The sequence below is a fragment of the Streptomyces sp. S6 genome (assembly GCF_054880855.1).
This window is the reverse complement of sequence record NZ_JBTYMC010000041.1, coordinates 1-20,622: the sequence shown is the minus strand read 5'-3', so window position 1 is coordinate 20,622 and position 20,622 is coordinate 1. Positions and strand designations below refer to the sequence as shown.

Sequence of the window (20,622 nt, the reverse complement as noted above, 5' to 3'; positions counted from 1 at the left end):
CATAAATATGTGTCTTTCGGCGAATCCCCCGTACGGTCCCCTGCGGCGGGCGGACATCCATACGATCGGCCCGGCAACCTTTGCGGCCTCTGTGACCACTGAGGAGTAGCCCCACCCGACGTAAGGACTACGCGTGGCATCCGCAACTCACCGGCGCGGCCGGTCCCGGCGCCTCTCCGGCGCCCTCATATCCGTTCTCGCCGTGGCGGGCATCGCCCTGGTGGTTTCCCTGGTGGTCGCCTTCAGGCCCGGCGGCGGATCCTCCGGGGGTGACGACGCGAAGGCGCGCGCGGCTGCGGGATCGGTCGTCGAGGAAGGGTCCGGGAAGTCCTCCCCCTACCCCTCGGGCAGTACGTCCCCTAGTACCTCCGCCTCCCCCAGCCCGAGTACTACGGGTTCCCCCTCACCCTCACCCTCCGGGACCGCCCCTTCCGGGAAGCCCTCTCCCAAGCCCACCACGGCCCCGCCCGCCGGCGCGCAGACCGGAAGCGGCTCAGGCGGCTCGGGTTCGGGTTCGGGCTCAGGTTCGGGTTCGGGCACCATCGCCGCCGCAGGCAGCGGTTCCGCCCCGCTCGCCGGCCGTATCGCGCCCGGCCGGACGTACCAGGGCGTCGCCACGGCGTACGACATCGGCGACGGCAACGGCGCGTGCTCCTTCGGAGCCACCAGCGACGTCATGACCGCCGCGATGAACACCGCCGACTACGAGACGTCCAAGGCGTGCGGGGCGTACGTGCGGGTCAAGGCGGGCGGCGCCGCCATCACCGTGCGCATCACCAACGAGTGCCCGGCGCCCTGCGCTCCCGGTCAACTCGACCTGAGCCAGCAGGCGTTCTCGAAGCTGGCGGCGCTGAACGTCGGGCGGCTGCCGATCACGTGGAGCCTGCTGAGCCCGGGTGTCGACGGGAACCTGTCCGTCCGGTACAAGACGGGGTCGTCGCAGTACTGGTGCGGGATCCAGGTGCTCGATCACCGCAACCCCGTGGCCCGGCTGGAGGTCCGGAGCGGCGGTTCGTGGATGCGGCTGGCGCGGACCGACTACAACTTCTTCCTGTCCGAGCAGGGTGTCGGCTGCGGTGGGTCGGTGCGGATCACGGACATCTACGGTGAGCAGCTCGTCGTCAACGGGATCGCGGTGAAGCCGGATGTCGTACAGGGGACGAACGTGCAGTTCCGGCAGCGGTGAGCGGTGTCCCTCGGAGGTCGTACGGGGTCCGTTCGATAATCGGCCCATGACCAGTGATCTCCCCGGCCTGCTGCGCACCCTCCGGGTCTGGGCGCCCGAGGCCACCAGCCTCCCGGCGTTCGACCCGGAAGGCACCCCCGAGACACCCCTGCCCCTGTTCACGGCCTGGTTCGCCGAGGCCGTGGCGGCGGGTGAACACGAGCCGCACACCATGTCGCTCGCGACGGCCGGTGCGGACGGCCTTCCGGACGTGCGGATCGTCATGCTGCACGGCGCCGACGAAGACCACGGCTGGTCGTTCGCCTCGCACGCGACGAGCCGGAAGGGGCGGCAGCTCGCGGAACGGCCCTACGCGGCCCTCGCCTTCTACTGGCCGTCGCTCGGCCGTCAGGTCCGGGTCCGGGGCCGGGTGACGTCGGCCCCGGACCCGGAGTCCCAAGCGGATCTGCGCGCCCGCTCGACGGGCGCCCTGGCCGCCGCGCTCACCGGACGGCAGAGTCAACCCCTGCCGTCCCTCACGGAGTTGGCCACCGCATCCGAAGAGGCGTGGGATCGGGCGACGCAAGACCCGGACACCCCTGCCCCCACTTGGACGCTCTACCAACTCGCGCCGGACGCAGTGGAGTTCTTCCAGGGCGACGAGCGGCGCAGGCACGTGCGGCTGGAGTACCGGCGGGGCGAGGGGAGTTGGGAGAAGGTCCTACTGTGGCCGTGAGTCAGAGTGCGGCCAGGACCTCCCGCGCGACGCGTTCGCCCGACCGCACGGCCCCGTCCATGAACCCCATCCAGTAGACGGACGTCTCGGTCCCGGCCCAGTGGATGCCGCCGACCGGGGCGCGCAACGACCGTCCGTACTGGGTGAGTACGCCCGGCGCGGCGATGGAGACGGGGCCGCCGCGGGTGTACTGCTCGTTGTTCCAGCGGTGCAGGGCGAAGGAGGTCGGGGTGGCGGCCTTGGCGCCGAAGTAGGTGGTGAAGTCCTTGAGGACCGCCGCCTTCACCTCGGCCTCGCTCGCCGCGTCCAACTGCCGTGCCTTGTCGGCCTCGATGAAGCCCATGAGGGCGCCGAAGGAGGTGTCCGGCGGGGAGTTGTCGAACGTCGAGCTGATCACGCCGCTGTCGCTGACGACTTGGCCGTTCAGTCCGTCGGCCCGCCAGAAAGGTGTGTCGTAGACCGCTATGGCCTTGGCGACCGAGGCCATCGGCAGACGCTGGGTGAGCTGGTCTCGGGCGGCGGGCATCAGGGGGTCGTACGTGATGCGCGCGGCCAGCGGCGGAGGTACGGCGACGACGACGCGGGACGCGGTGACCGTCGTGCCGTCCGCCGAAACGACGTACCGGGAACCGGACTTGGTGATCGAGCGGACCGGCGCGTTCAGGACGACGCGGTCGCCGAGGGTGGCGGCCAGCTTGACCGGCACGGTCTGTGAACCGCCGACGAACCTCAACTCCTGGGTGCCCTTGGCGGTTTCGGTGAGCCGCTCCAGGGTGCCGGGGTTGTTCGCGTCGCCCGCGCCCGCGATGTAGTGGAGGACGAAGAGCAGGGAGAGTTCACGGGGTTCGGCCGAGAAGATCGACGTACAGGCCACGTCCAGAAGGAACTTGGCGGACGGGACGACCGCGTTGAGGCGCAGCCAGGTCTCGAAGGTCTGGCGGTCCCATTCGTCGGCCTTGGGCGCGGTCCAGGGGGCGTCGACCGGGACCTGTTTGGCCATGTCGTTCAACGAGGACTGCACGATGGCCGCGTTGGCGAGTCCCGCGAGGTCGACGGGCGGGACCGAACCGAGGGCGCCGTCGGTGGCGTAGGGGGTCTTCTTGCCGTCCTTGTACAGGAGGTTGTTGCCGGTGTTGTAGGTCGCGAAGGTCTCGACGCCGAGGGAGTCGGCGAGGGCCTTCATGCGGGTCTGTGTCGGACCGATGAACTCCCCGCCGCCTTCGGTGATTCCGCCGTTCGCGAGCTTCAGGTTGAGCACCCGGCCGCCGACCCGGTCGCGGGCCTCCAGGACGACGACGGACTTTCCGGCCGCCACGAGGTCGCGGGCCGCCGTCAGCCCGGCGAGCCCGGCGCCGACGATCGCGACGTCGACGTCACGGGTGGCGGCGGGCGCCGCCGACGCGGATGCCGTGCCGGCCGTCGTCGCGGCCAGGGTGAGGGCGCCGGCGCCCCCGATCAACTTGCGGCGGGAGAAGGGTCTTTCGCTTGCCACGTACGGCCTCCGGGGGCGGCGCAGAGAAGATGAACAGTGCTCACGTTCTGCCCGCACATTGTGGTGACCGGGGACGACGGCCGACAGAGGCCGGACACCGTAACGGCCGCCACATCCGTCACTTGCACAACAGCCGTACTACTGCGATGAGTTGAGGCCGTCTACGCCTTCAGGTCACGGGCGATCCGCTTGGCGATCCGCTCCGCGTCCAGCCCCACCTCACGGAACGTCCCGCTGATCGGTGTGACGAACCCGGTGAAGTACAGCCCGGCCGCGTTCTTCGGCGACCGCGCCCCGTTCACCACCGGACGGCCGTCCTCGGCGAGCACGTCGAGCGGTCCGACGAGCCCTTCCAGCGCACGGGAGTAACCGGTTGCGGCGATGACGGCGTCGACCCGCACCCGCTGCCCGCCGGCGAGCAGCACCTCCCCCTCCTCGAACCCCTCCACGGCCCCCACGACCTCGACCTTCCCCTTGCGGATCGCACTGATCAGCCCGACGTCCTGCACGGGGATCGCGCCCTGCTTGGCCCGGCTGTAGAGCCCGGTGCCGGGCCGGGGCAGCCCGTGCTCGGAGAGGTCGGGGATGCTCAACCTGGCCATGGGGCGGGCGAGTCGGTCCACGACGGCGGCGGGCAGCCGGCGGACGAGGATCCCCGTGTACTGCGCCGCCCAGCCCGCCGTGGAGCGGCGCACGATGTGCGGCACCGTCCGCACCGCGAGCAGCACCCGGGCCGTGCCGTTCTCCACCAGGTCGACGGCTATCTCGGCGCCCGTGTTGCCGACGCCGACGACGAGGACGTCCTTGCCCTTGTACCGGGCGCCGTTGCGGTACTCGACGGCATGGGTCAGCGGGCCGGCGTAGCTCTCACGTCCTGTCCATCCCGGGAGGTACGGGGTGTGGTTGTAGCCGGTCGCGACGATCACCGCCGAACCGGTCAGCTCGCGTCCACCCGTAGCCCTCAGGAGCCAGCCGCCACCGTCGGGGGCGCGCTCGACACCGGAGACCTCGACGCCCGTGACGATGTCGAGTTCGTGGTGCTCGACGTACTTCTCCAGGTAGCGGACGACGTCCGCGCGGGCCACCCAGCGGCCGAACCTGCGCGGCATCGGCAGCCCCGGCAGCGCGGAGAGCCGCCGGGTCGTGTGCAGATGCAGACGGTCGTAATGGCGGCGCCAGGAGTCCCCGATCCGGTCGGACTTCTCCAGCACGACCGCCCTGATCCCCTTCTCCTTCAGCGCGTACGCCGCGGCGAGTCCGCCCGGTCCGGCTCCGATGATGTAGACGGGGCGGTCGGCCGGGGTGGGGGCGGTGTGCCGGGACTGTCTCGGCGCTGTGGATTCGTGGGGCTGTGCCATAGCCGCGAGCGTAATCACGCGGCGGGTTGATGGGTATCGGTCAAGACCGGAATTGGTTGCGGATTGATCACGGATGTAAAGAGAAGTGCAACGGGAGCGCCAGGGGTGACCGGCGCCACACGACGGGAGGTGCCGACCACCCCCTTGTCAAACTTCAGGGCCACCCCTAGAACTGACGTACCGTCAGATTCACGGCCCCGTTCGGCCTACCTCGCAGGGAGCCCCATGGAAACGATCTGGCTCGACGGCGCCCAGTGGCTGGCGGTGCTGCGGATCGGCCTCGGGCTGTGGTGGCTGGAGAGCTGGCGGCACAAGGACAAGAAGACGTGGTTCCAGGGCGGCGGCATCCGCTGGGCGGCGGACATCGCCGCGAAGCACCGCTGGAGAGCCGTCCGCAGCGGGTTCGCGGCGACCGTCACACCCCGGCCGCGCCTCATGGCGTACGTCGTCGCGTACGCCGAACTCGCCCTCGGGCTCGGGCTGATCCTCGGTGTCCTCACCCCGGTCGCCCTGGTCGGCGGGCTGCTGCTGAACGCCCTCTACTTCGTCCTCATGATCCACGACTGGGCCGAGCAGGGGCAGAACTCGATGATGGGGCTGATGTCGGTGGTCGGGCTGTTCGGGATGTCGTGGCAGAGCTGGTCGGTGGACAGCGCGCTGGGGTGGTTCTGACGGTGGGCGAGACTTCCGGAGTGCCTCAGAGGTACGACATACCTGAGACCGACGCCTTCACCCGCCCCTACTGGGAGGCCGCCGCGCAGGGACGGCTCCTGATCCGGCGCTGCACCGCCTGCGGGCGCCCCCACCACTACCCCCGCGAGTTCTGCCCCCACTGCTGGAGCGAGGACGTCACCTGGGAGGAGGCGAGCGGACGGGCGAGCCTCTACACGTGGTCGACGGTCCACCGCAACGATCTGCCGCCGTTCCGGGGACGGGTGCCCTATGTCGCGGCGGTCGTGGAGCTGGAGGAGGGGCCTCGGGTGATGACGGAGGTCGTGGGGTGCACCGCTGCGGAGCTGCGTCCCGGGATGGAGCTGGCGGTGGTGTTCCGGGAGGGTGTGCCGGTGTTCGGGCCGCACGGCACGTAGGGGATCGCCCGTACCTCTCGGGGGCTGCCTCCCGAGAGGTACCCCGCGAGGCGTAGATCAAATGGGGTGCCTCTCCGGAAGGACCCGGATTCAATGACCGCATGCCCCCAGCCGACAACGCCCTACCCGTAGACCCCGTACCACCCACGACGGACGCCCCCCTCCTGCACGGCCACGGCCTCACCCTGCGCTCCTGGGACCCCGACTCCCAGGCCGACGTGGACGCCTGGCTGCGCGGGCAGTCGGACGACGAGTTCCGGCGGTGGAACACCCCGCTGATGCCGATCACGGATCTCGACACGGCACGCGCGCACCTGCGGTCGAAGGTCGAGGCCGCCGCGCAGGGCGCCGGGATGCCGTTCCGTGTCACCGACGCCGGGACGGGCGAGACGCTGGGGCAGGTCGGGCTCAACGCCGTGAACCGGGTCATGCGGTCCGCGCGCGTGGGGTACTGGGTGCTGCCCGAGGCGCGGGGGCGGGGTGTCGCCACCGGTGCCCTCACCGTCGTCAGCCGCTGGGCGCTCGGTGAGTTCGGGCTGCGCCGGCTGGAGTTGGACCACGCGGACGGGCACGACGTCTCCTGTCGTGTCGCCGAGCGCTGCGGTTTCCGCTACGAGGGGACCCTGCGCGACGCCACGTTCGCGGCGGGCCGCCACGACGCCTTCCGGGACATGCACCTGCATGCCCGCCTGTCCACCGATCCTGAACCGAACCGATCCTGAACCGAACGGGGAGTCCGAATGACCGACGAACAGTGGCAGTTGACCACCGACCTGACCGAATTCCTGGCGGCGGCAGGCCCGTTCCTGCACTCCAGGCCGGTCCACCACACGGTCCCGCTCACCGTGACCGAGAACCTGCGCAGCCGGGGCACCGCACTGTACGGCGAACTGCCGCCCCTCTTCGGCACCTTGACCGACGCCGACGGCCGGGTGGCGGCAGCCTTCTTCCACACCCCTCCCTTCCCGCTGAACGTCACCGGACTCACCCCGGACCGGACCGAGTCCCTCGTCGAGGCCCTCCTCGCCCACCGGCACCCGTTGACCGGGGTCACCTCGGAAGCGGGGACGGCTGAGGAGTTCGTGTCGTCGTGGAGGCGTGCGACGAACGCCACCGCAACCGTGTCCCGGCGTGAACGCCTCTACCGACTCGGGGAGTTGACGCAGCCTGGCCCGGTTCCGCCGGGTCGTTCCCGGGTCGCCAACCCCACCGATCACGCTCTGCTGCGAGCGTGGAACGACGACTTCACGGCAGATGTCGGCCTCCCCCACCCCATCGCCGACTCCCTCCTGACCGCCCGCATCGCCGCCGGCTCCTTCACGCTCTGGGAGACCGAGGACGGCACCCCGGTCTCGATGGCGAGCGCCACCGACCCGATCGCGGGCCAGGTCCGGATCGTCACGGTCTACACCCCTCCCGAGCACCGCGCCCGGGGTTACACGGGTGCCGTCACAGCCGAGGCGAGTCGTCGGGCTCGTGCGGCGGGTGCCGAAGAGGTGCTGCTCTTCACGGACTTGGCGAACCCGACGAGCAACGCGCTGTACCAGCGGATCGGTTACCGGCCGGTCGAGGACTTCACCGTGTACGAGTTCCAGGACTGACCGGACCTATCCAACTCCGTGGTCCCGCCCAGGTCCCGCCCAGGTCCCGCCAACCTTTCACCGCACCCCCATTCCTGACACACCATCAGTTCTGTAATCTGACAGTGCGTCAGCTAAGTCAGACCTTGTCCGTGCTCAGCTACCCGGCGGACTCGGTCTCAGACAGGAGACGGGCGGACCGATGCTTGGATCAACCCACGGCACCCTCACCACCGACTCCCGCCGGGCCCGGGTCATCGCGTGCGGCGAACAGCCCGGCCCGGCGGTGCACGGCAGGCCGGCCGATGTGGACGGCATGGACGTCAGCGGACGGCCGTTGTACGCGGACGTGCCCGATCTGGAGCGGTTCTTCCGGCCCGAGTCGGTCGCGGTCGTCGGCGCCTCCGACACCGAGGGGCGGCCGAACACCGGGATCACCAGGCAGTTGCTGGCCTGGTCGAAGCGGGTGGGGGCCCGGCTGCACCCGGTGCACCCCACCCGTCCCGCCGTCTTCGGCATCCCGTGCCTCGCGTCGGTCGCCGAACTGCCCGAACAGGTGGACGTGGCCGTGCTGTTGGTGTCCGACCCGCTCCCGGTGATCGAGCAACTGGCTGAGACCAAGGTGAAGTTCGCGGTCGCCTTCGCGTCCGGATTCGCCGAGACCGGCGAGGAGGGCGCCGCCGCGCAGGCGAGGCTGACGGCGGCCGTCGAACGCGCGGGGCTCAGGCTGCTCGGCCCGAACACCAACCTGAACGCGTTCGAGGAGTTCCGCGACGACCTCGACGGACCGGCGATCGCGCTCGTCACCCAGTCCGGGCACCAGGGCCGACCGGTGTTCTCCCTCCAGGAGTTGGGCGTCCGGCTCTCCCACTGGGCACCCACCGGGAACGAGGCCGACCTCGAAACCGCCGACTTCATCTCGTACTTCGCCGAGCGGCCCGAGACCGGCGCCATCGCCTGCTACGTCGAGGGGCTCAAGGACGGCCGCGCGTTCCTGCTCGCCGCCGACCGGGCCGCCCGCCGCAAGGTGCCCGTCGTCGCGGTGAAGGTCGGCCGCACCGAGACCGGCGCCCGCACGGCGGCCTCCCACACCGGCAAACTCACCGGCGCGGACGACGTGGTGGACGCGGCGATGCGCCAGTACGGCGTGATCCGCGTCGACGCGCTCGACGAACTCCAGGACACGGCAACACTGTTGGCCCGCGCGAAGCCGCCCGTCGCGGAGGGGGTCGCCGTCTACGCGATCTCCGGCGGGACCGGCGCGCACGCTGCCGACCTCGCGACGGCGGCCGGGCTGCGGCTGCCGACTCTGTCCGCCGCCAAGCAGGCCGAACTCCACCAGTGGATACCGGAGTTCCTCAGCGTCGCGAACCCGGTCGACAACGGGGGGCATCCGGTGGGCGACCACCGGGGCCGGAAGATCATCGACGCGATCCTCGCCGACCCGTCCGTCGGGGTGCTGGTCTGCCCGATCACCGGGCCGTTCCCGCCGCTCAGCGACCGTCTCGTCCAGGATCTGGTGGCGGCGGCCGAGGAGACGGACAAGCTGGTGTGCGTGGTGTGGGGATCGCCGGTCGGGACCGAACCGGCCTACCGTGAGGTGCTGTTGGGGTCGCGGAGGGTCGCGACGTTCCGCACGGTCCCCAACTGCCTGAAGGCCGTGAAGGCCTACCTCGACCACCACCGGTTCACCCGCGACTACCGCTCCCCCTTCGACCAGGCACCCCGCACCCCCTCGCCCTCCTTCCGCAAGGCCCGCGAACTGATGCGCCCCGGCCAGCAGTTGAGCGAGCACGCGGCCAAGCAGCTGCTGCGCGCGTACGGGATCCGGGTGCCCCGCGAGCAGTTGGTGACCAGCGCGGCGGGGGCCGTGCGCGCGGCGAGCCTCGTCGGCTACCCGGTCGTGATGAAGGCGTCCGGCGCGGACATCGCCCACAAGACGGAACTCGGCCTGGTGAAGATCGGGCTCACCTCGGCCAGTCAAGTACGGGACGCCTACCGCGAGTTGACCGACATCGCCCGGTACGAGAACGCCACGCTGGACGGCATTCTGGTCTGCCAGATGGTCGAGCAGGGCGTGGAGATGGTCGTCGGCCTCACGCACGACGCGCTCTTCGGGCCGACCGTCACCGTCGGGCTCGGCGGGGTCCTGGTCGAGGTCCTGCACGACACCGCCGTCCGCGTACCGCCCTTCGGGGAGGCGCAGGCGCGGGACATGCTGACGGATCTGCGGGGGCGGGCGTTGCTGGACGGGGTGCGGGGGCGTCCGCCGGCGGATCTGGACGCGTTGGTGGAGGTCGTGCTGCGGGTGCAGCGGATGGCGCTCGAACTCGTGGACGACATCGCCGAGTTGGACATCAACCCGTTGATCGTGCTGCCTCGGGGGCAGGGCGCGGTGGCGTTGGACGCGTTGGCGGTGTGCCGGTGAGTGACCTTGTCCGCACGACCGACGAGCACGGCATCACCCGGATCACCCTCAACCGGCCCGAGGCCCTCAACGCCCTCACCCCTGCCCAACGCGACGAGATCATCGGGCTGTTGGAAGCGGCGTCGGCCGACCCCGGCGTCCGTGTCGTCGTGCTCACCGGTACCGGGCGGGGTTTCTGCGCCGGGGCGGATCTGCGGGGCGGGGCGGTGAAGGAGGTGTTGCCGGGGGACGTGGCCCGCACGCTCCGGGTGGGTGCTCAGCGGCTGATCGGGGCCGTGCTGGACTGTGAGAAGCCGGTGATCGCGGCGGTGAACGGGACGGCCGCCGGGCTGGGGGCGCATCTCGCGTTCGCCTGCGATCTGGTGCTCGCCGCCGAATCGGCCCGGTTCATCGAGGTGTTCGTGCGGAGGGGGCTCGTGCCGGACGGTGGGGGCGCCTATCTGCTGCCCCGGCTGATCGGGGTGCACCGCGCCAAGGAGCTGATGTTCTTCGGGGATTCGCTGCCGGCGCCGGAGGCTGAGCGGATGGGGCTGGTCAACAAGGTCGTCCCTGATGGGGAGTTGGCCAAGTCCGCGCAGGAATGGGCCAGTCGGCTGGCCGCCGCTCCCACCCGGTCCCTCGCCCTCACCAAGCAGCTCCTCAACACGTCCCTCGACTCCGACCGGGCCACCGCGTTCGCCGCCGAGGCCGCGGCTCAGGAGATCAACATGACGACGCAGGACGCGCGGGACGGGTTGCGGGCGTTCGTGGAGCGGCGGAGTCCGGAGTTCCGGGGGCGGTGAGGCCCGACCCCGAGGGTCGAGCGCCGACGGCGACGTTCAGGCCCGCCTCAGGATGCGCACGTCCGCCGCGTCAGGGTCCCCGAACGGCACGAACAACTCGGGCGTGTCCGTCGTCCCGCTTCCCATCTGACATACCGTCAGCTTTAATGAAGAGGTGATGGGACACGCAGGCGCTGCGGCTGCCGCAGTCCGCTATCTGAGGGCCCTGCCGGGCGGCGGGGCGGCCGTGGAGCCGCCGGGACCGCGCCCGGAGCTGCGGTGCGTACGGGACGACGAGTGCGTGCCGGTCAATCAGGCGGTCTTCCGTCAGACGCTCGGGAACTTCGCGAGCGGGGTGACCGTTGTCACGTCACCGGCCCTCACGGAAGGAGCGTCCCCCGCCGGGTTCGCCTGTCAGTCGTTCTCGTCCCTGTCCCTCGATCCGCCCCTCATCGTCTTCATGGTCGCCCGGACGTCCACGACCTGGCCCCGCATCGCCCGCGCGGGTGTCTTCTGCGTGAACGTCCTCGCCGAGGACCAGTCCGACCTGTGCCGCGCCTTCGCCCGCAGCGGCACGGACAAGTTCGCCGACGTGCCGTACGACGACGCCCCCGTCACCGGCTCCCCCCGCCTCGCCGGCACCCTCGCCTGGGTGGACTGCACGATCCACGCGGTGCACACGGGCGGGGACCACCTGATCGTCGTCGGGCGGGTGGAAGCGCTGGGGGCGACGAACGGGGAGAGGGCGCCGCTGCTGTTCCATCGGGGGCGGTTCCTCTAGGGGGTGCCCTCGGCAAGCGGTCCGGCTCCGAGCTACGGCGACCTCACCGTCGTCGGCGCCTTCATCGTCGTCAGCCGCGCCCTCAAGCAGCGACCACCCCCACCGGCCGCCGCCGAATCACCAGCGCCATCAACGCCGCCGCCGCGCACAGCGCCCCCGACGCGTACCAGACCACGTCGTAGGAGCCGAAGACATCCCGCGCGAGGCCGCCGAGGAAGGCGACGAGGGCCGCGCCGACCTGGTGGGAGGCGAGGACCCAGCCGAAGACGATGGCGGAGTCGTCGCCGTAGTGCTCGCGGCAGAGCGCGAGGGTGGGTGGGACGGTGGCGACCCAGTCGAGGCCGTAGAAGACGATGAAGAAGATCATCGGCGGGCGGACGGCCGGGGCGAGCAGCATCGGGAGGAAGAGGAGGGAGATGCCGCGCAGGGCGTAGTAGACGGCGAGCAGGCGGCGGGCCTCGAAGCGGTCGGTGAACCAGCCGGAGGCGATCGTGCCGACGACGTCGAAGACGCCGATCACCGCGAGGAGGGAGGCTGCGGCCGTGATCGGCATGCCGTGGTCGTGCGCGGCGGGCACGAAGTGGGTCTGGATGAGGCCGTTGGTCGACGCGCCGCAGATCGCGAAGGTGCCCGCGAGCAGCCAGAACGGTCCGGTGCGCGCCGCTTTGAACAGCACGGTGACGGCGCGTCGCGCGGCCCCCGTGACGGGCGACGGCTTCTCCACGAACTCCCGTGCGCCGTACGGCTTGAGGCCCACGTCGGCGGGGTGGTCGCGCAGCAGTAGCCAGACGAAGGGGACGACGGTGAGGGCGGCGAGGGCGACGGTCACCGCCGCCGGGCGCCAGTCGTAGCGGGTGACCATCCAGGACAGCACCGGCAGGAAGATCAGCTGGCCGGAGGCGGACGCGGCGGTGAGGATGCCGCTGACCAGGCCGCGCCGCTCGGTGAACCAGCGGTTGGTGACGGTCGCGGCGAACGCCAGCGCCATCGAGCCGGAGCCGAGACCGACCAACAGGCCCCAGTACAGCATCAGTTGCCAGGCCGCCGTCATCCATACGGTGAGCCCGGAGCCGATCGCTATGACGGTCAGCGCGACGGCGACGACGCGGCGGATGCCGAAGCGGTCCATGAGGGCCGCCGCGAACGGGGCGGTCAACCCGTACAGCGCGAGGTTGAGGGAGACGGCGGCCCCGATCGTCCCGCGCGACCAGCCGAACTCGTCGTGCAGGGGGTCGATCAGCAGGCCCGGGAGGGAGCGGAACGCCGCCGCGCCGATGATCGTGACGAAGGTGACGGCGGCCACGAACCATGCGCGGTGCACGCGGTGTCTCTTGCGCGGCGCCTGCCGCCTCCCGGCGTTCCCGGCTGCTGGGGTTTCGGTTGTCTGGGTCACGTCACTCAGCATCCCGCCTGCGCTGTCCGCCGACGATTGGCCCGAAGGACATGGTTCGCTAGGATCGGGCCATGAATGGGGACAGGGAACGAGACAGGGGGCAGGGCGCGCGCCGGGGTTCCGCCGAACGAGCCCCGCGTCGAAACGGTGACCGAGACTCCCCCGGTTTCCGCCCCCACCGCATCGTCGTCCTCGCCCTCGACGGCATCCTCCCCTTCGAACTCGGCATCCCCCACCGCATCTTCGGCCGGCCCAAGGACGCGCGGGGCCGGCGTCTGTACGAGGTCGTCACCTGCTCGGTCCGGCCGCCCGGACCCGTGTGGACGGACGCCGATTTCGCGATCATGGTCGAGCACGGGCCGGAGGCGCTGGAGGACGCCGACACCGTGATCGTCCCGGCGTCGTACGAGCTGGGGCCGGTCTTCGAGGAGGGTGTCCTCACCCCGGAGCTGGAGTCCGCGTTCGCCCGGATCGGGCCGGGGACGCGGCTCGCGTCGATCTGTACGGGCGTGTACGTCCTGGCTGCCGCCGGGCGGCTGGACGGACGGCGCGCGACGACCCACTGGGCCGACGCGGACCATCTCCAGCGCGTCTTCCCGAAGGTGACCGTCGATCCGAACGTGCTGTTCATCGACTGCGGCGACATCCTCACCTCGGCCGGTGTCGCCGCCGGGATCGACCTGTGCCTGCACATCGTGCGCCGGGACCACGGGGCGGCCGTCGCCAACGACATCGCCCGCCGGACCGTCGTCCCGCCGCACCGCGACGGCGGTCAGGCGCAGTACATCGAGCGCCCCGTCCCCGACGCGCCCCAGGCCGGCACCGCCGCCGCCCGCGCCTGGGCGCTGGCCCGCCTCCACGAGCCGATCCAGCTGCGCGACATGGCCGCCCAGGAGTCGATGTCCGTCCGCACCTTCACCCGCCGCTTCCGCGAGGAGTCCGGCGTCAGCCCCGGCCAGTGGCTCACCTCCCAACGCGTCGAACACGCCCGCCACCTCCTCGAATCCACCGACCTCTCCATCGACCGCATCGCCCACGCGGCCGGGTTCGGGACGGCTCAGTCGATGCGGCAGCATCTACAGACCGCGCTGGGGGTCACGCCGTCTACGTATCGGCGGACGTTTCGGGGAGGGGAGAGTCAACTGTCAAAGGAGGAGACGCCGTTGGAGGAAAGGGCCGTTCACCCCATGAAAACCGCGCACTCCTCTCCCGCGCCGCGCCGGACCGTCGCGCCGTCCCGGGTCCACTCCACGAAGACGCAGCGCGACAGGCCGAAGAACGAGGCCGGGTAACGGACTTGGACGTCGTCGCCACCCCGGTGACGGGCTCCGTCGGCGAGGACCGAGGCCGCGTGGAAGACCTGGTCGTAGAGGCGGTCGTCCGCCTCCCAGGTGGTGTAGGTCGCCAGGTCGGTTCCCGTGAAGCGGTCGCTCAACTCCCGCTCCAGGGAGGCCTGTCGATGGTTCGCTCCGACAAACAGGCTGCCCACGAGGAGAGTTGCACCCGCCACCGCCGCGAGCATCACGCGCTTCGGCCTGCGGGGGCGGCGGACGGCCTTCCCCGCGACGACGCCCAGCACCGCACCCGCGCTGTTCGCCAGCAGGTCGGCCACGTCGTTGGCTCCCAGCCCTGTCACCGCCTGCACACACTCGATCAGCAACGACAGCCCGCTCAGCGCCGCCAGTACCCGGACCGGCCTGCCGGTCAGCAGGGTCCAGACGAGGCCCGCCGGCACGAACAGGGCTGTGTTCAGGAGCACTTCGGTGTCGGAGAACGGGTCGTAGGAGACGCGCCGCCATCCACTGCTCGACCAGTGGAGCAACCCCCGGGGGGAGAAGGCGAGTTCACCTTCCCTGAACAGGGTCACGGAGAGGATGAGCCCCACCGAGACGTAGGCGGCGAAGAGCAGCACCGGGTGCCGACCGCGGTGCCTCGTCAGCCACACCGCCACAGCCGACGCCGGCACCCACACCGACAGCGGTATGAGCACTCCCTCGCCGGACAGGGACCAGACGGTGTGGATCACGGCAGCTCACAGTTGCCAGCGACGTACTCTTCCAGGGCGTCGGTCCGGTCACGCGACACCTCTTCGGAGATGCCGGTGAAGAGGGTGTGGCCGTTGTCGTCCATGGCCTTCCATACGCTGAACGTCGGGAACTCCTCCAGTCGGGCGAGCGCGGCGGCGCGTTGCGCGCCCTTGCCGGTCAGTGCCGACCGGGCCCACGAGCAGTACCACTGGAACTGCGCCGTCTGCTCCCCTATGCCCCGCTCGAATTTCATGGGTCCGTCGGGGTCGGGGGAATCCGCCTTCAGTTGACGGGGGTCGGGGTCCCAGGTGTCCCCCGGAGCCAGTTCCAGCCGACCGGTCTCCCGTTCGTACTCTGCCAGAATCTCCGCTTCACCCAGCAGTTCAGGACCGCTCATGACGGAGGGGGATCCGCAGGCGGTCAGCGATCCCGCCGCGATCAGCACGAGGAGCGATCGCCTCGCTGAGAAAGCCATAGTCGCGCCTTTCCGGGGCCGACCGCTGTACACGTCCGTCGGCGCACAGCGGTCGGCACCGCGCATTCCCCGCCGGTCAGTAGTCCAGGCTGCCGGAGAAGTCGGTGTCCGGCCTGTCGCTGCCCTTGCGCTCATTCACGCACGTGAACTGGAGCCGGAACTGAGTGCTCTTCGCGCCGTACTTGCCCATGTTCTGCCAGCCGTCCAGTGGAGGGTAGTAACGGGCCGACGAGGTGTCTCCCGAGTTGACGTTCTTCGTCCTCATCTTGACGCCGAGCTTCCCCGCCTCGGACAGATTCACCCGCACCTGCTTGTTGGCGGCGCTGGTGTACCGGACATTGTTGGACGTGCACCAGGAGCACGGACCCCAGGCGGTCGCTCCGGAGATCGGCGCCGTCGCCGCGTAGGCCGCCGGGACCGAGCCGAGCAGCAGCGCGCCCGCGAGCGCCGCCGTGACAGCGGCCGCCGGCCTGGTCCTCGCTAGAATGCGATTGGTTCTCACCCTGTTCTCCTTCTCGATGGACAGTGAGGCCACCGCCCCGTGGCGTTGCACCGCCGCGGGGCTTTTCGCGCACACAGACCGGCGCAGGAGAAACTCAGCAGAAGACAGAAGTCGAACTCCCCGGAGGGTGACTTCGCGTGGAACAGAAGGCACGCCGATTCTTCGACCCTCCCCCGGCCCCGTTTCCCCGTTCGCGCTGGTCAGGACGCGCGGCACAGAACATAGTCGACAGTTAAGCAACTGTGCAAGTGTTCACCAAGGGAAGCCAAAGCAGGAGGAAAAAGGGGGTGCGCGAGGCGAACCCCGGTGTGGGTCAGCTGTCTTGAGCCGGCGTCCGGATGGAGCGGACCTCCTCTCAGAACGTCAGCACCGCCCGAGCCACCCTCCCCCCCTCCGCGTCCTCCCGGGCCTTCTCGAAGTCCTCGACCGGATAGGTCTGGGTGACGAGTTCGTCGAGGAGGAGGCGGCCGGAGAGGTAGAGGTCGGCGTAGAGAGGGATGTCGCGCTGGGGGCGGGAGGAGCCGTAGCGGCAGCCGAGGATGGATTTGTCGAGGAAGAGGGAGGTGACGGGGAAGGAGGCTTCGGCGGTGGGGGGTGGGGTGCCGAGGAGGATCGCCTGGCCGTGGCGGTCGAGGAGGTCGATGGCGGCGCGGACGAGGGGGATGCGGCCGACGCATTCGAAGACGTGGTCGGCGCCGGTGGGCAGGAGGTCGCGGACGGTGTCCGTGGAGGTGAGGAAGTCGGTCGCGCCGAACAGCCGGGCCGACTGCTCCTTCGCCGGGTTCGCGTCCACCGCGACGATCCGCAACGCCCCCGCGATACGTGCGCCCTGGAGGACGTTGAGCCCGATCCCGCCGGTGCCGATGACGACGACGGTGTCGCCCCGGTCGACGCGGGCGCGGTTGAGGACGGCGCCGACGCCGGTCACCACGCCGCAGCCCAGGAGTGCGGCGGAGGTCAGGGGGACGTCCTTCGGGATGCGGACCGCCTGGACGGCCTTGACGACCGTCCGTTCGGCGAACGCCGAGTTCGCGGCGAACTGGTGGACCGGCGTGCCCGCGCGCGTGAAGGGCCGTTTCGGGCGGCCTATGGAGTGCCGGCACATGGTCGGCCGGCCCCGGTCGCACTCCGCGCAGGCGCCGCAGTTGGCCAGCGTGGAGAGGGCGACGTGGTCGCCGGGGGCCACGTGCGTCACCCCGGCGCCGACGGCCTCGACGACGCCCGCGCCCTCGTGCCCCAGGACGACCGGCGCGGGGAACGGGATCGTGCCGTCGACGACCGACAGGTCGCTGTGGCACAGCCCGGCGGCACAGATCGCGACCAGCACCTCTCCGGGGCCCGGCTCCCGTACGTCGAGGTCCGAGACGACCTCGACCCGCTCCCCGTCGAACACCACACCTCTCATCGGACGACCCGCTCTCTGGGAAGGCCGAGCACCCGCTCGGCGATGATCGTGCGCTGCATCTCGTCCGAGCCGCCGTAGATCGTGTCGGCCCGGGAGAAGAGGGAACTCCGCTGTCCCTCGTCCAGTTCGTACGGCGTACCGGGCGCCCACGCGCCGGGACCGGCCGCCGCCTCGCCGCCCCGCACCAGCAGCGCCAGTTCCCCGAGCCGCTGATGCCAGCCGCCCCACAGCAGCTTCGCCACGCTGGTCGCGCCCGACTCCTGCGCGCCGCCCAGTGTCCGCAGCGCGTTCCACCGCATGACCCGCAGTTCGGCCCAGGCTCGCACGAGCCGTTCGCGCACGACGGGGTCCCGCGCGGCCCCGGACTCCTCGGCCGCCGCCAGCACGCGTCCCAACTCCTCGGCGAACCCGATCTGCTGGGCCAGCGTCGAGACGCCCCGCTCGAAGCCGAGCAGGCTCATCGCGACCCGCCAGCCGTCGCCCTCGGCCCCGACGAGGTGTTCCTCTGCGGCGAACGCCCCGTCGAAGAACACCTCGTTGAACTCGCTCGTCCCGGTCAGCTGCCGAATGGGCCGTACATCGATCCGGCCGGGCTGGTCCATGGGGACGAGCAGGAAAGTGATCCCTTTGTGCCGGGCCGATTCCGGGTCGCTGCGGGTGAGGACGAAACACCAGTCGGCGTCCCGCGCGAGGGACGTCCAGATCTTCTGGCCGGTGATCCGGTATCCGCCGGGGCACCGGCGCGCTTTCGTGCGGATCCCCGCGAGGTCGGATCCCGCGCCGGGTTCGCTGTAGCCCTGGCACCACAATTCGTCGCCGGAGGCTATCCGGGGCAGGAATCTGGCTTTCTGCTCGGGCGTGCCGTGTGCCAGGAGGGTCGGTGCGAGGAGGTTCTCCCCGATGTGCCCCGACCGCGCGGGGGCGCCCGAGCGCGCGTACTCCTCGGCCCACACGACCTGCCTCATCAGGGGCTCGGCGCGGTTGCCGTACCCCTCCTCTCCCCAGCCGATCCCGATCCAGCCGGCGGCTCCCAGCGCGCGCTCCCAGGAGCGCCGGTCACCGGCCGAGGGGACCCGCGCCGCGAGCCAGGCGCGTACCTCGGTACGGAATTCCTCGTCGTCGGCACCGAAATCGAAATCCACAACCCCTCCTCACGCACTCACGTATTGGGCCGTTTTCCCTCGGCCGCCGCTTTCCGCATCTCCTCCAGTTTCTCCAGCAGAGGCATCGGTTCCGTCCCCACGCTTCCCGGCAGCACCTCGGCGATCCGCTCCGGTGTCCAGCCCGCCTCGGAGAATGCCGCCCGCACTTCCCTCGGCTGCGCCCACACCGCAATCTTGGCACCGGCGACTGTGTAGACCTGTCCGGTTATCCACAGGTCGCGCGCCCGGTCGGACAAAAGGAAAATCACCATCGCGGCGACGTCCTCCGGCTCGCCCATCTCCGCGAGTTCCATCGGCACCCCGGCCGACATCCGCGTCCGGGCGACGGGCGCCACGGCGTTCGCGGTCACCCCGTACTTGTGCAGGCCGAGCGCCGCGCTGCGCACCAGCGAGATGATCCCGCCCTTCGCGGCGCTGTAGTTGGCCTGGGAGACGGACCCCTGGTGGTTGCCGCTGGTGAACCCGATGAGCGCCCCGGACCCCTGCCCCCGCATGACGGCGGAGGCGGCCCGGAACACCGTGAACGTGCCCTTCAGGTGCGTCGCGACGACCGGGTCCCACTCCTCCTCGGTCATGTTGAACAGCATCCGCTCCCGGAGGATCCCGGCGACGCAGACGACCCCGTCGAGCCGCCCGTAGGTCTCCACGGCGACATCGACGACCCGTTGCCCGCCGGCCATCGTCGAGATGTCGTCGGCGACGGCGACGGCCTCGCCGCCCGCCGCGACGATCTCCTTGACGACGCTCTCGGCGATCTCGCTCGTGGGCGAGGCGCCGTCCACGGCGACGCCGTAGTCGTTGACGACGACGCGGGCGCCCTCGGCCGCCGCCGCGAGCGCGACGGCTCGTCCGATGCCCCGCCCGGCGCCCGTGACGGCGACGACCTTGCCGGTCAAGAAGTTCCCCACGACCCGCCCCTTCCACGGTTTCTGACGGACCGTTAGATTTTATGGCGCGGCGGACGGTGAAGGACAAGCCCCGGGGAGGCACCGGATGGCACTGCCGGAGGAGTTCCACGAGATCGCGAAGCGCGTGAACAACTGGGGGCGCTGGGGTGCGGACGACCAGATCGGCACGCTCAACCTGATCACCGACGACGTCGTCCGGGAGGCCGCCGCCGAGGTGCGCACGGGGCGCCGGGTGCCGCTCGCGCTGCCCCTGAAGGAGGACGGCGTGCAGACCGGGACGATCCCGGGGCGGGTCAACCCCCTGCACGCGATGACGCAGATCAACCAGGAGATCTTCGGCCCCGGCACGGTGGCGTGCAGCGACGACGCGGTGACCATGGGGCTCCAGGCCGGCACGCACTGGGACGCGCTGACACACGTCTCGCATTCGGGGCGGGTCTACAACGGGCGCCCGGCGAGCACGATCACCGCGCACGCGGGCGCCGCGTTCAGCGACATCGCGAGCGCCCGGCACGTCGTCTCACGGGGCGTGCTGCTGGACGTCGCCCGCGCGCGGGGCGTGGAGCGGGTGGCGGGCGGGGACGCGGTGACGCCGGAGGACCTGGCGGCGGCCGAGGAGTTCGGGGGTGTGCGCGTGCGCGCGGGGGACGTCGTTCTCGTGCGGACCGGGCAGGTGCGGGTGTATCTCGCCGGGGACCGGCACGCGTACGCGTACCCGTCGCCGGGGCTTTCGGTGCGGACGCCGGAGTGGTTCCACGCGCGGGACGTGGCGGCCGTCGCGAACGACACGCTGACCTTCGAGATCTTCCCGCCGGAGATCGAGGACCTGTGGCTGCCGGTGCACGCGCTCGACCTCGTCGAGATGGGGATGCTCCAGGGGCAGAACTGGAATCTGGAGGAGTTGTCCACAGCCTGTGGAGAAACCGGTCGGTACGCGTTCCTGCTGTCGGCGATGCCCGAGCCGTTCGTCGGCGCGACGGGCACCCCGGTGGCGCCGGTGGCGGTCCTGTGAGGCGGCACTCCGGACGGCGGCACGCCGCGCCCGCCCCGAGCTCGGCACCGCGCACCGCCGTCCGGACTCGGCGCGCCCGCCCCACGTCCCCTCGCCCCGAGAGAGAACCGGCGCCGAATCAACGACCCACACTCGCCGAGGACTTCCGTCACCGAAGCCCTCGCCGTCCCCTCGCGGCGAATCGCTGACCACAAGCGTGATCAAACGGACACGTCGCGTCAACACCCTCTCCGGGTTTTGTGGTTGTACGCCCACCCCGCGCCGGGCGCGCACGGAAGCACGGCCAGGGCGCACCCGTCGCCCCCACGGGGCGAACCGAGGCGCACGCGCGCGGCAGCCCGTCGCCCT

The 20,622-nt window shown here is 70.9% G+C and carries 20 protein-coding genes; 11 read left to right on the top strand and 9 right to left on the bottom strand.

Features of this window, described 5'->3' with window-relative positions; genetic code table 11:
* Nucleotides 1-133 precede the first annotated feature (133 nt).
* Entirely contained in the window at nt 134-1,186 is a 1,053-nt protein-coding gene (locus tag ACVNF4_RS08645) for an expansin EXLX1 family cellulose-binding protein (RefSeq protein ID WP_461802108.1), read from the top strand.
* Between the two features lie 46 nt (nt 1,187-1,232).
* Nucleotides 1,233-1,901: a pyridoxine/pyridoxamine 5'-phosphate oxidase gene (locus tag ACVNF4_RS08640; protein ID WP_461802107.1), complete on the top strand. Its 669-nt coding sequence runs from the start codon at nt 1,233-1,235 to the stop codon at nt 1,899-1,901.
* A gap of 1 nt (nt 1,902) precedes the next feature.
* Here the strand turns inward: ACVNF4_RS08640 and ACVNF4_RS08635 are convergent, their stop codons facing one another.
* Together ACVNF4_RS08635 and ACVNF4_RS08630 are read right to left on the bottom strand one after the other, a co-directional pair.
* Nucleotides 1,903-3,393 (bottom strand): flavin monoamine oxidase family protein, encoded by a 1,491-nt coding sequence (locus ACVNF4_RS08635; RefSeq protein WP_461802106.1) that lies wholly within the window; start codon nt 3,391-3,393, stop codon nt 1,903-1,905.
* A gap of 161 nt (nt 3,394-3,554) precedes the next feature.
* Entirely contained in the window at nt 3,555-4,751 is a 1,197-nt protein-coding gene (locus ACVNF4_RS08630) for a flavin-containing monooxygenase (RefSeq protein WP_461802105.1), read from the bottom strand.
* Between the two features lie 225 nt (nt 4,752-4,976).
* On the opposite strand from ACVNF4_RS08630, the gene ACVNF4_RS08625 reads away from it, so the two are divergent.
* The 7 genes from ACVNF4_RS08625 (at nt 4,977) to ACVNF4_RS08595 (ending at nt 11,389) form a co-directional block, all read left to right on the top strand.
* Nucleotides 4,977-5,423 carry a DoxX family membrane protein gene (locus tag ACVNF4_RS08625; protein WP_461802104.1) on the top strand — a complete coding sequence of 149 codons (447 nt, stop codon included), beginning with the start codon at nt 4,977-4,979 and terminating at the stop codon, nt 5,421-5,423.
* Nucleotides 5,424-5,443: 20 nt separating this feature from the next.
* Nucleotides 5,444-5,839: a Zn-ribbon domain-containing OB-fold protein gene (locus ACVNF4_RS08620; RefSeq protein WP_461802103.1), complete on the top strand. Its 396-nt coding sequence runs from the start codon at nt 5,444-5,446 to the stop codon at nt 5,837-5,839.
* A gap of 101 nt (nt 5,840-5,940) precedes the next feature.
* Nucleotides 5,941-6,561, top strand: coding sequence for a GNAT family N-acetyltransferase (locus tag ACVNF4_RS08615; RefSeq protein WP_461802102.1), 621 nt, complete (start codon nt 5,941-5,943; stop codon nt 6,559-6,561).
* Between the two features lie 18 nt (nt 6,562-6,579).
* Nucleotides 6,580-7,440: a GNAT family N-acetyltransferase gene (locus ACVNF4_RS08610; RefSeq protein WP_461802101.1), complete on the top strand. Its 861-nt coding sequence runs from the start codon at nt 6,580-6,582 to the stop codon at nt 7,438-7,440.
* Between the two features lie 181 nt (nt 7,441-7,621).
* Entirely contained in the window at nt 7,622-9,847 is a 2,226-nt protein-coding gene (locus tag ACVNF4_RS08605; RefSeq protein ID WP_461802100.1) for an acetate--CoA ligase family protein, read from the top strand.
* Complete coding sequence (locus ACVNF4_RS08600) at nt 9,838-10,629, top strand: enoyl-CoA hydratase/isomerase family protein (protein WP_461802099.1); 792 nt, start codon at nt 9,838-9,840, stop codon at nt 10,627-10,629. Before ACVNF4_RS08605 ends, ACVNF4_RS08600 begins: the two co-directional genes overlap by 10 nt.
* Before the next feature lie 157 nt (nt 10,630-10,786).
* The gene (locus tag ACVNF4_RS08595) at nt 10,787-11,389 is read left to right on the top strand and encodes a flavin reductase family protein (RefSeq protein WP_461802098.1); all 603 of its coding nucleotides are present in this window, start codon (nt 10,787-10,789) and stop codon (nt 11,387-11,389) included.
* A gap of 82 nt (nt 11,390-11,471) precedes the next feature.
* Here the strand turns inward: ACVNF4_RS08595 and ACVNF4_RS08590 are convergent, their stop codons facing one another.
* On the bottom strand, nt 11,472-12,794 hold the full coding sequence (locus ACVNF4_RS08590) for an MFS transporter (RefSeq protein WP_461802097.1): 1,323 nt from the start codon (nt 12,792-12,794) through the stop codon (nt 11,472-11,474).
* A gap of 59 nt (nt 12,795-12,853) precedes the next feature.
* Here ACVNF4_RS08590 and ACVNF4_RS08585 point away from each other — a divergent pair, with 59 nt between their 5' ends.
* On the top strand, nt 12,854-14,074 hold the full coding sequence (locus ACVNF4_RS08585) for a GlxA family transcriptional regulator (protein ID WP_461802096.1): 1,221 nt from the start codon (nt 12,854-12,856) through the stop codon (nt 14,072-14,074).
* On the opposite strand, the gene ACVNF4_RS08580 is transcribed toward ACVNF4_RS08585, so the two are convergent.
* From ACVNF4_RS08580 to ACVNF4_RS08555, 6 genes are all read right to left on the bottom strand, one after another.
* Nucleotides 13,963-14,808: a VanZ family protein gene (locus ACVNF4_RS08580; RefSeq protein ID WP_461802095.1), complete on the bottom strand. Its 846-nt coding sequence runs from the start codon at nt 14,806-14,808 to the stop codon at nt 13,963-13,965. The two genes, ACVNF4_RS08585 and ACVNF4_RS08580, sit on opposite strands and share 112 nt — an antisense overlap.
* The gene (locus tag ACVNF4_RS08575; RefSeq protein ID WP_461802094.1) at nt 14,805-15,254 is read right to left on the bottom strand and encodes a hypothetical protein; all 450 of its coding nucleotides are present in this window, start codon (nt 15,252-15,254) and stop codon (nt 14,805-14,807) included. Before ACVNF4_RS08575 ends, ACVNF4_RS08580 begins: the two co-directional genes overlap by 4 nt.
* Nucleotides 15,255-15,360: 106 nt before the next feature.
* Nucleotides 15,361-15,786, bottom strand: a complete 426-nt coding sequence (locus tag ACVNF4_RS08570; protein WP_461802093.1) for a hypothetical protein — start codon at nt 15,784-15,786, stop codon at nt 15,361-15,363.
* 355 nt (nt 15,787-16,141) lie between these two features.
* Entirely contained in the window at nt 16,142-17,191 is a 1,050-nt protein-coding gene (locus tag ACVNF4_RS08565) for a Zn-dependent alcohol dehydrogenase (protein ID WP_461802092.1), read from the bottom strand.
* Nucleotides 17,188-18,333 (bottom strand): acyl-CoA dehydrogenase family protein, encoded by a 1,146-nt coding sequence (locus ACVNF4_RS08560; RefSeq protein WP_461802091.1) that lies wholly within the window; start codon nt 18,331-18,333, stop codon nt 17,188-17,190. Before ACVNF4_RS08560 ends, ACVNF4_RS08565 begins: the two co-directional genes overlap by 4 nt.
* Before the next feature lie 17 nt (nt 18,334-18,350).
* Entirely contained in the window at nt 18,351-19,262 is a 912-nt protein-coding gene (locus ACVNF4_RS08555) for an SDR family oxidoreductase (RefSeq protein ID WP_461802090.1), read from the bottom strand.
* Nucleotides 19,263-19,347: 85 nt separating this feature from the next.
* Here ACVNF4_RS08555 and ACVNF4_RS08550 point away from each other — a divergent pair, with 85 nt between their 5' ends.
* Nucleotides 19,348-20,274 carry a cyclase family protein gene (locus ACVNF4_RS08550; protein ID WP_461802089.1) on the top strand — a complete coding sequence of 309 codons (927 nt, stop codon included), beginning with the start codon at nt 19,348-19,350 and terminating at the stop codon, nt 20,272-20,274.
* Nucleotides 20,275-20,622 lie beyond the last annotated feature (348 nt).

What these genes read in the sequence shown, in the direction of transcription:
- ACVNF4_RS08640 (WP_461802107.1), top strand. Translation starts at nt 1,233, where the DNA reads ATGACCAGTGATCTCCCCGGCCTGCTGCGCACCCTCCGGGTCTGGGCG.
- ACVNF4_RS08630 (WP_461802105.1), bottom strand. Translation starts at nt 4,751, where the DNA reads ATGGCACAGCCCCACGAATCCACAGCGCCGAGACAGTCCCGGCACACC.
- ACVNF4_RS08625 (WP_461802104.1), top strand. Translation starts at nt 4,977, where the DNA reads ATGGAAACGATCTGGCTCGACGGCGCCCAGTGGCTGGCGGTGCTGCGG.
- ACVNF4_RS08615 (WP_461802102.1), top strand. Translation starts at nt 5,941, where the DNA reads ATGCCCCCAGCCGACAACGCCCTACCCGTAGACCCCGTACCACCCACG.
- ACVNF4_RS08610 (WP_461802101.1), top strand. Translation starts at nt 6,580, where the DNA reads ATGACCGACGAACAGTGGCAGTTGACCACCGACCTGACCGAATTCCTG.
- ACVNF4_RS08605 (WP_461802100.1), top strand. Translation starts at nt 7,622, where the DNA reads ATGCTTGGATCAACCCACGGCACCCTCACCACCGACTCCCGCCGGGCC.
- ACVNF4_RS08595 (WP_461802098.1), top strand. Translation starts at nt 10,787, where the DNA reads ATGGGACACGCAGGCGCTGCGGCTGCCGCAGTCCGCTATCTGAGGGCC.
- ACVNF4_RS08590 (WP_461802097.1), bottom strand. Translation starts at nt 12,794, where the DNA reads ATGCTGAGTGACGTGACCCAGACAACCGAAACCCCAGCAGCCGGGAAC.
- ACVNF4_RS08585 (WP_461802096.1), top strand. Translation starts at nt 12,854, where the DNA reads ATGAATGGGGACAGGGAACGAGACAGGGGGCAGGGCGCGCGCCGGGGT.
- ACVNF4_RS08565 (WP_461802092.1), bottom strand. Translation starts at nt 17,191, where the DNA reads ATGAGAGGTGTGGTGTTCGACGGGGAGCGGGTCGAGGTCGTCTCGGAC.
- ACVNF4_RS08550 (WP_461802089.1), top strand. Translation starts at nt 19,348, where the DNA reads ATGGCACTGCCGGAGGAGTTCCACGAGATCGCGAAGCGCGTGAACAAC.